General features: G+C 40.7%; 11 protein-coding genes and 1 pseudogene. 5 read left to right on the top strand and 7 right to left on the bottom strand.

From position 1 onward, the window contains the following. Positions 1-91 precede the first annotated feature (91 nt). Positions 92-1,210 carry a conjugal transfer protein TraF gene (locus tag L2W36_RS14800; protein WP_198558919.1) on the top strand — a complete coding sequence of 373 codons (1,119 nt, stop codon included), beginning with the start codon at positions 92-94 and terminating at the stop codon, positions 1,208-1,210. A 78-nt stretch (positions 1,211-1,288) separates the two neighbouring features. Beyond that, entirely contained in the window at positions 1,289-1,450 is a 162-nt protein-coding gene (locus L2W36_RS14805) for a YoaH family protein (RefSeq protein ID WP_236110421.1), read from the top strand. Positions 1,451-2,708: 1,258 nt separating this feature from the next. Here L2W36_RS14805 and yciH read toward each other — a convergent pair. After that, a pseudogene (gene yciH / locus L2W36_RS14810) lies at positions 2,709-3,024 on the bottom strand (stress response translation initiation inhibitor YciH). Position 3,025: 1 nt separating this feature from the next. Then, on the bottom strand, positions 3,026-3,400 hold the full coding sequence (locus tag L2W36_RS14815) for a DUF3319 domain-containing protein (protein WP_124942082.1): 375 nt from the start codon (positions 3,398-3,400) through the stop codon (positions 3,026-3,028). A gap of 97 nt (positions 3,401-3,497) precedes the next feature. Between L2W36_RS14815 and L2W36_RS14820 the strand changes: the two genes are divergently transcribed. Continuing rightward, positions 3,498-4,457, top strand: coding sequence for an integrase (locus tag L2W36_RS14820; protein ID WP_236110422.1), 960 nt, complete (start codon positions 3,498-3,500; stop codon positions 4,455-4,457). Here L2W36_RS14820 and L2W36_RS14825 read toward each other — a convergent pair. Further along, the gene (locus L2W36_RS14825; protein ID WP_236110423.1) at positions 4,454-5,449 is read right to left on the bottom strand and encodes a D-alanine--D-alanine ligase; all 996 of its coding nucleotides are present in this window, start codon (positions 5,447-5,449) and stop codon (positions 4,454-4,456) included. The genes L2W36_RS14820 and L2W36_RS14825 overlap by 4 nt on opposite strands. A gap of 164 nt (positions 5,450-5,613) precedes the next feature. Beyond that, on the bottom strand, positions 5,614-6,204 hold the full coding sequence (locus L2W36_RS14830; RefSeq protein WP_236110424.1) for an SPOR domain-containing protein: 591 nt from the start codon (positions 6,202-6,204) through the stop codon (positions 5,614-5,616). A gap of 244 nt (positions 6,205-6,448) precedes the next feature. Here L2W36_RS14830 and L2W36_RS14835 point away from each other — a divergent pair, with 244 nt between their 5' ends. Continuing rightward, positions 6,449-9,133 (top strand): bifunctional acetate--CoA ligase family protein/GNAT family N-acetyltransferase, encoded by a 2,685-nt coding sequence (locus tag L2W36_RS14835; RefSeq protein WP_236110425.1) that lies wholly within the window; start codon positions 6,449-6,451, stop codon positions 9,131-9,133. 9 nt (positions 9,134-9,142) lie between these two features. On the opposite strand, the gene L2W36_RS14840 is transcribed toward L2W36_RS14835, so the two are convergent. The 3 genes from L2W36_RS14840 to L2W36_RS14850 all read right to left on the bottom strand — a co-directional run bounded on the left by L2W36_RS14840 (position 9,143) and on the right by L2W36_RS14850 (position 12,758). Further along, positions 9,143-10,030 carry a LysR family transcriptional regulator gene (locus L2W36_RS14840; protein ID WP_006074908.1) on the bottom strand — a complete coding sequence of 296 codons (888 nt, stop codon included), beginning with the start codon at positions 10,028-10,030 and terminating at the stop codon, positions 9,143-9,145. Positions 10,031-10,146: 116 nt separating this feature from the next. Beyond that, a complete protein-coding gene (locus L2W36_RS14845; protein WP_006074907.1) occupies positions 10,147-12,180 on the bottom strand; it encodes a TonB-dependent hemoglobin/transferrin/lactoferrin family receptor in 2,034 nt (677 codons plus the stop codon). Between the two features lie 212 nt (positions 12,181-12,392). Then, positions 12,393-12,758, bottom strand: coding sequence for a hypothetical protein (locus tag L2W36_RS14850; protein WP_006074906.1), 366 nt, complete (start codon positions 12,756-12,758; stop codon positions 12,393-12,395). Between the two features lie 509 nt (positions 12,759-13,267). Between L2W36_RS14850 and L2W36_RS14855 the strand changes: the two genes are divergently transcribed. Further along, entirely contained in the window at positions 13,268-14,500 is a 1,233-nt protein-coding gene (locus L2W36_RS14855) for an L-lactate MFS transporter (protein ID WP_236110426.1), read from the top strand. Positions 14,501-14,508 lie beyond the last annotated feature (8 nt).

The following is a 14,508-nucleotide window of genomic DNA, read 5'->3' on the forward strand; positions in this document are numbered from 1 at the left end:
CTCATAAGTAAGATTTCGCTCTGAAAACGCTAAAGAATCTCTAATCGACGCCGTTAATAAATGCACAAAGGATTAACGGCGTTATTTTTAGATGAAAACCCAATTAAAAACACTAGCAGCCCTTATTATTACTACTTCTATGTCGGCAGGCGCTTCGACGTTAGCAATCGATGCTCGTGGCGATGCGATGGGCGGAACGGGGGTTGTCTCTGCTTCTTATCTTACTGCTCCATTCTATAATCCAGCACTAGTTGCCATCTATCGACGAAACGATGATGCAGGAATGTTGTTACCTAGCTTAGGGCTTAACTACAACGACGAAGACAAAATGTTGGATAAAGTTGATAACGTCGTAAATAACCCGAGTGCGGCAGCGCTTAATGAGTTGAATGGTACACAGGCCAAAGTCGATTTTGGTGGTGCTGTAGCATTTGGGCTTCCTAACCGTTTCATCGCGGCAAATATATTCGGCAAGGCATATGTGGAAAACGTAGCTACACCAGATATTGATCAAACAGGTAGTAATGATGCGGAAAAAGCGGCTAGATCAGCAGTAAAAACCGCTTCAGTAGCCGTTACCGAAATCGGAATATCCTTGGCCAAGTACCAAACTTTATTTGGTCAACATTTTTCATTCGGCGTTTCTCCGAAAATCCAAAGAACCTATACGTACGCTTCAGTAAGTTCATTAAATGATTTCAATTTAAACAACATAAGAGAAAACTCTCAGGGCGATACCGCATTTAACATTGACGCCGGAGCGTTATGGTTCCATGGTCCGTTTAGAGTAGGGTTTTCAGCCAAAAACATGTTGTCGCGAAATATTGAAACCGCGAACGGTTCTAAGAATATTGGGGGAAAAGACATACACTATGGCTACGAATACCAATTGTCGCCCCTATATACCGTTGGTGCAGGTTTTATCGCTGATTACTTTCAGTTTTCCGTAGACTACGACCTGAACACCGAAAAGAAATTCACTCAGTTCGATGATGACGTAAGAATGCTAAGAGCGGGTGTAGAAGTCGACTTAGCGCGACAAATTCAGTTAAGGGGAGGGTATATGAAGAACATGGCTCGAGATTCAGATGGAACAATTACAGCAGGTATTGGTTTACGTCCTCTAAATATTATTGAAATGGACATTGCTGCAAGTTACACATCACCTAAGGCTATGGGGGCTTCAATCAACTTTATTGCAACCTATTAGGTTTAATTCCCTTGCTAGTAAATCTAAATAGTCTATAGTCCTGTCATTAATTAACGTCCATGTTATTGGGAGGACTTTATGTTTGACGATTTATCCCTTAGCCATGAAGAGCAGCAAGCTGCTGTAGAACGAATCCAAGAACTGATGAAGCAGGGGATTAGTACTGCTCAAGCGATCAAATTCATAGCTCAAGAGATCCGAGAAGAAAAATCGAAAGACAGTTCTGACGAACAAAGTTGATTTCTGTTATTCAAGTTTATCTATAAAGCCCTTTTAAAGGGCTTTTTTTGTACCCAAATTTAATCCATTCGAATATCAAATACATGCTGCAGAATAGAGCTAAAACGCACGTGATTCATGAGCGCTTGGTAATTGTAAATAACATATTCTATATATATCAATTACTTATAGTAGCGCAATCTACTGTCAGCTTCATTTAAATATATGAGCTTGTAATAAAATTACTTAACCGTTCGAGCAGTGTATATGTTGCAGTGAATTATGCTGCTCAATGAAGGCAGGTGGTTAAAGAATAGTAAGTAGTCACGATCTTAATTTGATCATTTTTAGGTGAGCGAGGCTTGTAACAATTAAGAGGCATGCCTTCGATTACAAAGACTGATAGGTGACTTTGATTAGTCAAAACCAAATAAAACATGACAGTGTCACGTTTATGATAATCTCTTAGTTAGCCAAATAAGATCACCAGAACTAAGACTAGAGTTGCGACTATTAGAAGCACACGCCATATCGGACGTGTGTTTTGAACATCTGAACCGTTGTGATGACACATACCCATAACAAAAATACTCGACTAATTGATTCCATTTGTTAACCATAAAGGTTGCTCCAAGGTTAAAGTCAACGATCCAAAAAGACTAAACTAGAACAACAACCAGTACGGTGCATAACAAAACATAAATGTGGTTTCGTGTTAAAACGTTATTATGTAAGGAGAGAAGTTTAAGGTAGGTTATCTAGGTTCCTTCAAAGTGATGCTGCTTTTAGTTGGGAACATTAATCAAAAATATTTGCACATACGCCGTCAGGTGTTTTTGGATGCCACTTGAACTCCCCAACATTCAAGTGGCTTTTTTTAGCGTCATTATGTTTCTATAACGTGAGGTTTCGTTTTTAAGAAAGGAACATGTTCTTAAGGATTTATACAAACTCGTTGTCAGGCCTTAGATAGCTAGAGTGTTAATTGAAACTCTAGAATCATAGAAGATAGTTTTTAGGTAGTTGTCAAAGGCCTTAATACGTCGTTATATATACCTCATGATGAGTGCGTATTATCTATCTTATGTTAAATACAAGATGTATGAGTTTAAAATCCTTACCTTGAACCCGCTCTACTATCTTGTTTTAGTCCCGATTTAACCATAATCGACATTTACCATAAAATACCTAATAATCACATGAGTTAATCTACGTTTAACTCTGTGTCTATTAGGCTCAAAAAAGCCAGCATTATTATGCTGGCTTGTACGCTATTGGATTAACCGCCCGCAAGTTTGACGGTATATCCTTTTTTCTCTAATGCGGCTTTTATTTTGTCTCTTGCATCACCTTGTATTTCGATGTTGCCGTCTTTGACAGAACCACCACAACCACAAACTTTTTTCAGTTCCGCTGCAATGAGTTTTAGCGCAGCATCCTCTAAGTCCAAGCCAGTGACAATTGAAACACCTTTACCTTTGCGTCCTTTATTTAGTCTGTTTTTGAATTCTAACGATACCATCGCCTTTTGGACGTTCCGGTTTTTGCTTTTCTTCTTTAATGCGTCCAGTTTCTGTTGAATATACAAGAGTCATGTTAGTTCTTAGTCTGTTCTGCTTTCTTCTTTGCGATTAGATAAGCTTCAATGTGTCGTTGAATTGCAAGCTTACCACCTTTGATAAGTTTACCATTAAACATACAGTACCAGGCATTATTTGCACCTGTATCATTCTTTATAGTAAACCCATGAAAATTTTCTTGTGTGCCAGCAGACCCGCTCGCGCGTTCAGTTGCAGCTTGCGTCAGCTGTGATGGATCTATGATAGACGCTGTATCACACCACCAATCAATGCTTTTTTTAACCGCAGGTAAAGAGCCTTGTAACTCTCTGTTTTTAATGGTTACTTTCCAAACTTGGTTTGTTGTACCAATGGATTTGAGGGTAAACCCACGATAACTCGCTAGAGCCATAAAGATCTATCTCTTATTGTGTACGTTGATGCTTTACATTGTGTTTCACATGGTATCAGTTATTCTAAACCAATCAATCGAGTTATAGTGCATTAGTATGAAAAAAGACATACCCAGAATCACAGAAACAAAACAAATTGATAGATACTTAGCGAAACTTAGAGGTTCTATAGATACAAGTACCTTTGATGAACTAACTTCCTATCGCTATTCTAAAAATTCCGTCATCGCGATGACCAAAGATTGGAATTTGTTCAATGACTTTTGTCTCAGTTCTCACTACCCATCGCTTCCAGCTTCCGTCGCCACTATAAAAGCGTTTATCGAGCGTGAACGACGAACAAGAAAGTATTCAACAATAAAACGTTACGTCGTAACGATATCATTAATCCACTATTTATTCGATTTTAAAGATCCTGTCAAATCGAGAGAAATTGGCTTAATTATTGAAAATATAAGAGTTTTAGGCATTGATTCTGTCTCAGAAACTCAAGCATTAACACAGGAACACCTCAAACAGTTAAGGTTAAAACTTGAACGTAGTCAATCTCCGAAAGATATTAGAGACTTGGCTATATATAGCGTGATGTTTGAATGCGCATTAAAACGGCGAGATTTACGTCAACTATCTCGAATGAATGTAAAGCTTAACGAATACGATGAGTGTCTCGTGGAGATTGATAGCGCAGTTTACCAATTAAGCAATGAATCAAGTACCATTTTATTACGATGGCTCGAACTAACACCCTGCACTACTATATTTACCGGTATTGACCGACACGGCAACATTAAGGACAACGAACTGAATGATTCTTCGATTTTTCGAATCTTACGTCAGGCCAGCGACATACTAGAACTACCGTTTGAAGTTAAATTTTCTTCCCAATCGTGTCGTGTAGGTGCTGTTAAAAAGTTGGCTCAGGACGGTCTTAAAATAAAAGAAATTCAAGAATTTGGTCGATGGGCTAGCCCCGCTATGCCACTACAATATAGCGGCAAGCGGACACTATCCGAAAAGGAAAAAGCAAAGTTTAAAGACGACAATAACTATGATTAACGGAATGAAGATTCAATGCAGTCGGACAAAAACTCTGAGAACTCAAGACCAGAATGCTCAACCATCTTCGGAAACATAGAAATCGGTGTCATACCTGGAAAGGTGTTAACTTCGTTTAGGTAAATCTTGTTGTCTTCGGTCAAAAAGAAATCAATTCTTGATAGGTGTCTGAGCTTCATTTGCGTGAATACTTTGACTGCACTGGTATGAATAATGTTTAACTGCTCGTCTGTTAGGTCACTCGCTTCTACTGTTGTAGTTGAATGACTGTCTGAACTGTACTTTTCATCATAAGTATAAAACGCACCATCAGGAGCGATAATTTCACCAGGCTTGGTAATGTGCAATTTCCCTTTGTACTCGTAAGCCGCGACCTCCAGCTCTCTTGGTTTTACTGACTGCTCTATAACAACTTGATCCGAATAACCAAAAGCTGCATCAATACTGGCCTCCAACTGTTCGATTTCAGTTACACTGTAACATCCCACAGAAGACCCCTGCTTTGCGGCTTTTACAAATACTTTTCCCCACTTTTCAAAAGCTTGAGTAGCTCTCGCGTGAGCTTCTTTATCGTTGTCGGTAAGGAATAGATAAGGTGTATTAGGTATGTCTAATGTGTCATACCACAACTTCGATGTGATTTTGTTAAAGCTATTGCTACTAGCTTCAGGGCCACAGCCCAAATACGGAATACCTGCCATCTCAAAAAGAGATTGAATATCGCCGGTTTCACCAGGGAAACCGTGAATACAAGGAACAACGTAATCGATGTGCAGAGTTTGCTGATCATTAACAAGGGCTTTTTGATTAAGGTCTAAGACAACTAAATGACCATCACTGCACTTCCAGCCCTCTTGAGTTATTTCAACCCGCGTAACATTGAATCTAGGATTGAGTTTGAGTTGGCTTTCAAGAAAGTTTGCTGAAACGAGAGACACCTCGTGCTCAGCAGAGCCACCACCACATAGAAGAAGAATATTGAGTTCTGACATCTTAAGCTTGTCCTTAAATTGCTTTCACTAAATGATAAACGATCGAGAAACAACATTCAGTTCTAAATCTGTTAAATCTGCCACCATAGTTACTGTCTGCACATAATACATACAAAAACGCGCTCAATTTTGGATTGAACGCGTTATAACAGTATGAGTATCAATTAGTTCAGCTTGCTCAATGTCGGATATTCCGACTTCTTGATTTGGTCGATGCTACGTACGAACGGCTTAAGGTTTTTAAACTCATTTGGCAGTGTCGCGATAGCTTCCTTCGCTTGTTGCTTCGTTGCATAGTCACCGAAGAGGATTGAATACCATTTCGTTCCGTTTACTACCTTGTAGTTTTGCCAAATTGGCTGGCCGTTCTTTGGTAGTTTATCCGAAAAAGTTGCAACTTTGGCTTGGCTGCCAACGGCAACTACTTGAATTGTGTAGCCAAAACGGAAATCTTGCTCAGCTTGTTTTTTTGATGGTGGTACGATTTTTACTACATCATTTTTAGCAGGCTGTGTTTGGGTCGTTGTCGTGGTAGTTGCAGCCACTTTTTGCTCTTGCACGGGGGCTTTCTGTGCCGCTGGCTCTTTCTTAACATCTTCTGTTTGTGTAGCCGCTACAGCAACAGGAGCAACTGTCGTTGTTTCTACGGGTGTGTAATCCTCGCGATAACTTTCAGATTTCACCTCGGTTGTATACTCACTAGAAGAACACGCTGCTAATAATGAAACTAAACTTAAAATAACGACTTTTTTCATTTTATTACTGCCTGAGTTAATAATTCCCTAAATCATGCAGACAGAACTCTCTTGAATCAAAGATTCACAGCACCTGTCCTTTCTTCCTGTGACATGTTACACAATAATTGAGGTACAGCAATATGTTATGTCTAATTTTAGGAGCCAACAGTGTCTAAGTGATGCCTTCCTAGACTACTATAGTTACGTCTCATAAGGATCATTTGTAGGTCACTGTCGTCTTTTACTGTTGTAGAGGTAAACCATGTCGTTAGACACTCTTTTCAAGCCATCTTCTATTGCTGTTATCGGCGCATCGATAAAGCCTCATCGAGCAGGTAGCGTAGTGATTAAAAACCTTCTCTTGGGAGGTTATCAAGGTACGATTTTGCCCGTTCATCCTCGATATAAATCTGTTAACGGCATACTCTGCTATCGCGCAGTGAGTGAACTTCCGCTAAAACCAGACGTAGCTATCTTGTGCACTAAAGGCGAGCGAAACGTAGATTTATTCAATGATCTTGCGATTTCTGGCGTTAAAACCGTTATCGTAATGGCATCAGATATGAGTCGTCCGTTTGATGATGCGACAACGATAGAACAAAAATGCCTTCAGATAGCGCAGCAGTCTGGCATGCGTATATTAGGTCCAAATAGCCTTGGCATCCTTTTACCTTGGCAAAACTTCAATGCCTCATTTTCTCCTGTTAACTGTAAGCCAGGTAAACTAGCGTTCATATCTCAATCATCAGCGGTTTGTACTACTATACTTGACTGGGCCAATGATAAGAGCATAGGTTTTTCAGCGTTCTTATCCATTGGTTCTGGATTGGATGTGGATTTCGATGAGTTACTTGATTACCTAGCTCGAGACAGTAAGACCGAATCCATTCTCTTGTATGTAGACTCTATTCGCGATGCTCGCCGTTTTATGTCGGCAGCGCGTGCGGCATCGCGTAACCGTCGGATTCTGGTGTTAAAGGCAGGTAGAAACAATCTGACTAATTTAGTCAAAGGCAATGAATCCAACTCATTTGATATCGTTTACGACTCGGCGATTCAGCGCGCCGGTATGCTTAGGGTAAATAACACACACGAACTATTCGCAGCAGTAGAAACGTTAACACATTCCGTCCCACTCCGTGGAGAAAGACTGGCTGTAATAACCAACGGAATTGGCCCAGCAAACATGGCTTTGGATACGTTAACCGATCGAGGCGGCAGTATCGCCCAACTTTCTGATGACACAATATCTAGACTGTCTAAGGTTCTACCTGATACTTGGTCCAATGGGAACCCTATCGACCTTGTCGGTGATGCAACCGCGAAAAGATACTGTGACGCACTGAGCATAGTCTTAGACAGTGATGATGTGGATGCTATTCTAATCATGCATAGCCCATCTGCCACAGCAGATTCGCAGCAAACGGCTGCGGAGCTCATTGAAACGATCCAAAAACACCCCAAATCTAAACGATTTAATGTTTTGACGAACTGGTCTGGAGAAGCGACAGCTAAAGACGCCCGCCTTCTATTTACCAATCATGGTATACCAACATACAGAACGCCTGAGAGCGCAGTCACGGCCTTCATGCATTTGGTCGAATACCGACGAAATCAATGGCAATTAATGGAAACACCAACAACGACAGACTCGTATACCACAGAGCAGCTTTCTAAAGCTCACGAATGGCTCGCATCCCATGTTGAATCCATATCCGAAGATAAAGAATTCACGCAACTTGAATCTCATATCTGCGAACAACTATTTGATTTATTTGAGCTTCCTACTCTTCCCACTTGGTTGGCTCATGACCCAACAGAGGCGATACATCTAGCAGAAAATATAGGTTACCCTGTCACAGTAAAGCTTCGTTCTCCTGATATTGCTCACAAGTCTGATATACATGGCGTCATGTTAAACTTGAGAGATGCCAATGAAGTCAGTAGCGCGGCACAGTCAATACTCGACCGCACCAAGCTCTCCTATCCCGAAGCAAGGATTGAAGGATTGACGGTACAACAAATGGCTAAGATTGCAGGTGGTCAAGAGATTCGCGTCAAAGTGATCACTGATGCTACGTTCGGGCCAGCAATCTTTCTAGGCCAAGGTGGTTCAGACTGGAAAATTGAAAAAGAAGCGGTCACCGCATTGCCACCAGTCAATATGGCTCTAGCTCGTTACTTAATTATTAATGCAATTAACAAAGGAACGTTAAGATTCCAGCAATCTCCTAATCCGGTAAATCTTGGAAACTTAGCGCAATTTTTGGTGAAAATTTCACAAATTATTGTTGCTTGCCCTGAGATACACGAATTAGATATCCACCCACTCCTTTTGAATGGTGATGACATCACTATATTAGATGCTTCAGTGGTAATAAAAGGCTACGAGGGAGAACCTCAAGCTCGGCTTGCAATCAGGCCGTATCCTACCGAGATGGAGGAGCTCATAACTTTGAAAGATGGCTCAAAAATTTCGTTGCGCCCTATTCGACCTGAGGATGAACCTTTTCATGCAGATTTCATTAATAACGTCACCAAAGAAGACCTTTATAAGCGTTTTTTCTCAGATGTCGGTGAGTTTAACCATGAGGCGTTAGCAAACTTAACTCAAATCGATTACGACCGTGAAATGGCATTTGTTGCTGTCGACCTTAGTTACGCTAATCCACACATCATAGGAGTCTCTCGAGTTTTAGTTACCCCCGATAATTCTGACGCCGAGTTCGCCATCTTGATACGTTCTGATTTGAAAGGCAAAGGGCTTGGGCGTGTATTAATGAATAAAATTATTGATTATTGTAAAAGTAAGAACACCAGACAGATCTCTGGAATGACCATGCCAACAAACCGCGGGATGCTGACGCTAGCCCAAAAATTGGGTTTTGAGCTAGACGTACAATTCGAAGATGGTGTGGCAGATATGGTTTTAGTATTAAATCGATGATTTGAGCAATTATTGTAGATCCCAAGTGTTGGCTAAATGGCGTATACACCAGGACTTGGCCTCTCCAATATTGTTTCTTTTCCAAGCCATAACGATATCTATGGTCGCTTCATCGGTGTCTTTGATTCGTTTGAGCTTACCTTCTTTGATCAAAGTATCAGCTACTTGTGTTGGTAAGGTCCCAATCCCAAGCCCTTTTACCAATGCATCTATTTTAGTCACTAAGTTTGATACGGTAAGACGAGGTTGCTTCTCTAGAATATTAACACTTAATGCAGGTTGCTCTCTCGCAGTATCAGCGATAGCAATGACTCGATATTTTTCTCGAGCACTACTGTCAAAAACACCACTGCGTTTATGTACATAATGATCAGTTGCAGCGACCCAAGTCATTGACATAGGGCCGAGTATTTGTGTTTTCACCCCTTGAGGCACAACTTCAGGTTGAGGACACACCAACAAAGCGCAACGGTCTTCATTTAATGACTCCCAACAGCCCGCTAATACCTCTTCCTCTAGTTTGATTCTGGTTTTGCTCACCATGCCAAGTTTATCAACTAAATCAAAAAAATTGCCAACAGGAATAATGCTGTCGTATGCAATCGTAAGGTCAAGCTCCCATCCATTTGCGAGCAAACGAGCCTCATTGACCATATTCTCTGTAGCTTGGAGTATGACTCGTCCTCTCTCTAGAATAAGCTTTCCTGCATCCGTTAAAGATGCTTTGTGGCCCGAACGGTCAAAGATCATAATATCTAAATCTTGTTCAAGTTTTTGAATCTGATAGCTCAGGGATGACGTTGCTTTATCGAGTTCTGATGCAGCTGCAGCAAACGACCCTCTTCTTTCTATAGCGTCAAGAATATGAAGAGCCTCTAGTGTTATGGGGTTATGCACTTAACTTCCTTATCAATGAAACAGATAAATATATAATACAACCTAGCGCGAATAAAAAAAGCGACTTCATTTAGAAGCCGCTTTTCTACGTTATAGCATTTTAAAATCTGAGCATATTAAAATGTATATTGAGCATTTAAGCGAACAGAACGACCTGGTTGATATACTTGCGTCCATGCTGTTCTGTAATTTTCATCAAAGGCATTAATTAAAGATAAATCAACCTTTAGCCCTTCGAGGTTGCTTGTAGGTTCCCAAGATGCATAAAAGTCAACAAGTTGGTAAGAGTCAAATGGCCCCTCGGTGTAACCTGTTGGAACTCGATCCTGTGCACTTACGAAAGTAGCCCTAGTACCGATTTTGGTATCGATATTCCAAAAACCATATTGTAAATGTGCAACCCATTTATCCGCCGGAATGTTAGTAATCCATTCATCAGTATCGGTATCTTTACCACGAGTTTGACCATAAGATAAACCGACCAATAGTTGCTGCCAACGATAGTCCGCTGCTACTTCATAACCGGTAAGTTCTGCGTTATCGATATTGCTCGATCTACTTGTACCTGCACACCCCTCAAGCGAACCACCAATACCACACGAGCTAGAAGGTGTCATGTCTACATCTAAGTTGATAAAGTCTTTAACTTTGTTTTGGAATGCAGCTGCTGTTATGTCTAAAGAGTCATCAGCAAATACATTTTCAAAGTTAAATTGTCCCTTAAGCTCGATGTTGTGAGATTTCTCTGGGTTCAATTCTGGGTTTGGAACAAAGATGTTGCTAGGACCACCAGGTCCAAAGGCAAAGTGTGTTCCACTCATATAAAGCTCTGATGTATCAGGCGCTCGGAACGCTTCGTCATATCTAATCGACCAGGCCATCCACTGCTTAGCTTGCCACAACAAACCTACAGATGGTGACCATGCCGACTGGTTATTATCGTCATAGCCTTGAGCTTTAGATGTGAAAGAATCGTATCTGACGCCCAAGTCAGCGACTAATGATTCCACAATTTGGTAATTGATGTAGCCAAACGCTCCAATTACTGAAGTTTGTGCATCTTTAGGTAATTCAGGTCTTCCTGAAACTGATGCTGCTCGCGTTGCATCTAGCTCATCTAAATAACCATCGACTCCGGTAAATAACTTCAATTTCCCTGATTCAGATTGGTTCGTTAGATTGAACCCTGTGGTGTTTACTTGAGATATATCTTCACCAGCTATAGAGGGGTCGTTTTCGGTGATCTTAGTATCATTTCTATATAGGGAGGCTTCTAGGTTAACCCAAGGATTATTAGGGTTAAATGCGTAGTTGACGCCATAGGATTGATCTTTAGTGCGGCGACTAATCAAGCCATCAGGATCATTAAGTTGGCCACTAGAGTCACCTACTACAGGTGGGCGACCATCTAAATCAGCATAACGGAGGTTAAATCCAAGTTTGTGTGCTTCGTTGATTTGCCAGTTAAACTTAGCAAGGCCCGTTTTGTTAGTAGCCTCAGTACCGTAAAGTGTAGAACCATCACCTTGTTTCATGTAACCACTGTCTTTGTAGCTACCAGCGAGAATCCAATCAATGTTGTCGTTTTTGTTAGCTAAAGCCGCGGTATTTGTCCAAACATCACCATTGTCTTGGTAACCAACTTTTACGCGACCACCTAAACCGTTTTCTTCAACGATATCGTCAGCGCTCAGGGTATTCTGTACTACTACGCCACCTATAGCACCAGACCCGTATAACGAACTGATTGGGCCTTTCACAACTTCAACGCTACCTAAAAGAGATGGATCTAAAAAGTAAGTAGGTCGATGGCCGTACTGCATGTTTTGACGGTTGCCATCAATTACTTGCAAGACTTTGTTACCACTCAATCCTCGGATATTGATAGATTGATTACCAGGTACATTTGCACCTACTACGGACACGTTAGGTTCATACTTTATAGCTTCGGCGACGGAATTAGGTTGGATTTCATCGAGTTTTTCTAAGTCCACTTTAGCTACAGAACGCGTTTTGTCTTGATCAGTTTTCTCAGCACGAGAGCCTGTCACAACGACCTCATTCAATGAGGAAACATCATTCTCCGCGAAAGCGTTTGAAGAAAGTGCTAGCACCACTGAGCTAGCGATAATCGACAGTTTAAGTTTCATAGTTCCTTCTTTATATCTGTTCGAATCACATCAAGGACGTTGATTATTACAAATATAAATACGAATTACTATCATTTCCACTTGCGTTAGTGGCAATTATTTTCATCTTTACATTGATTTACACTACAGTGTGCATTCTGTTTTATATGGGATTTTAGGCACAAAAAAAGGAAGGTAAACCTTCCTTTTTTAGATAACTTTGAATGATATCTTTAAGCCAACGATGACTTCATTACTTTAGGTGTAGGCGTAATGCTATCTCTATAGCTAAACCACAGATAACTTACTGCAATAATGTAGAACAGATATGAAAGCGCAAAAACAATAGGCGATGTGATCAGATCGTTTGAGATACTGAGGCCAACACCAACTACAGTAACGGTCAATTTGGCCATCGTACCTAACAACAACAAGCCCATTGCAAATTGAGGGAATCGAGTACTTGCAAAAGCAATCATGTAACATGCCCCTACTGCTAGTGATGCAATAGATAAGCCTAAAAGGTATGAGTGAAGGTGATCAGCTGCCGCATAACCTGCTCCAAGTGAAACACCAAGCAACATTAAAATCTTAGTCATGAACATAAGTTACCTCAACAAAATAGAAAAATAGTGTTTGAAATATCCATTTTTCAAATATGCAAACTCATTTTACATGTATTGTCTGTGTTATTTTATCGAAATTCAAGCACGTTTTTTACGCAATTTACTAGTTTAAATCGACACCATTTTTGTTGTAACAAGTAGCTAACATAACTTACCTTTGTTCTCCCTTATTTACAGTATGTTACGTATTTTACCTACGTTAACTGCAACTGAATTAACAAATAAATTACATACAAGAGAATTCGGATTAATTTAGATTTCTGTGAACAGCACCGGGAATACTTTCGATGAAACAAAATATTAACCTGAAAGCGTAACTTATTTTACATGAGTGAGTTTCTTTGAACTAATTCAAAGAAATCGATTCCAATCACAGTTTTATTGGTTATAATCCGCGCTCATTTGCGACATATGTTGATAAACGCAAACTTAATTTGAATTTTTAACCCCCCGAACATTGTTCGAAATATCAGAGAACCAAAATGAGCAAGATTGATAAAGCTATGCGAATCCTAATTGCAGGATTCTGTATCAACCTTTGTCTTGGCATCCTATATGCTTGGAGTGTCTTCAATAAAGCGTTAGTTAGCGAATGGGGCTGGAGTGCTGCTGATGCATCTTCACCTTATGCTATTGCAACCATCACCTTCTCTATCTGTCTTTTAGTTGCGGGTATTCTTCAAGACCGTATGGGTCCACGTAACATCCTAATTTTAGGTGCAGCATTAACTGGCTTAGGCATGATCGCGTCAAGCTTTGCTCAATCAGTTTTAATGCTAAATATTACCTTTGGTGTTATCACTGGCGCAGGTATCGGTTTTGGCTACGCTTGTCTTTCTCCATCTGCGATGAAGTGGTTCCACCCTTCCAAAAAAGGTATGGTTAATGGCTTAATCGCCGCTGGGTTCGGTTTAGCGGCGGTTTACCTGGCACCTTTGACTTCATCTCTGATTGGACAAATGGGGATCAGTTCTGCGTTTATGGTTCTAGGTGTTGGTGTCCTAATCATTGCGGTTCCACTTGCTGCTACTATTAATAACCCACCAGCAGGTTACATTCCTGAAGAACCAAAAGTAAAAGCAGGCAAAGCACCAGTTCAGGTGAAAAAGGCGACCGATATTAGTTGGAAAGCGATGCTTAAAACACCTCAATTTTACTCGCTTTGGATCATGTATGCATTTGCAGCGGCAGCCGGCTTGATGATCATTGGTAACATCACAAATATCGCGAGTGTTCAAGCTAACTTACCAAATGCTGTTTACCTAGCTTCATTACTGGCTATTTTCAACTCTGGTGGTCGTATTGCAGCGGGTATCCTATCGGATAAAATTGGTGGCGTTCGTACGCTGATGCTTGCGTTTATCTTACAAGGCGTAAACATGGTGATGTTTTCGACTTTCACTAGCGAATTCATGCTAATTATCGGTACCGCTGTTGCTGCAGTTGGTTACGGTACGCTTCTAGCTGTATTTCCTTCTCTAACTGCGGAATATTACGGTCTTAAGAACTACGGTACTAATTACGGCGTACTTTACACCTCTTGGGGTATTGGCGGTGCAATCGGTGCAGCAATCGTTGGTTACTCAATGACTCACGGCGGCGGTTATAACCTGGCCTACACAATTTCAGCTGCAATGATGGGCGTTTGTGTGGTTCTGTCTTTCATCACTAAACCAATTTCAGAGCAAAAAGCGACGCAACTTTCAGCGGCTTAACAGCTCTA

This window comes from Vibrio sp. McD22-P3 (assembly GCF_021568915.1).
Classification (GTDB): Bacteria; Pseudomonadota; Gammaproteobacteria; order Enterobacterales; family Vibrionaceae; genus Vibrio; species Vibrio mediterranei.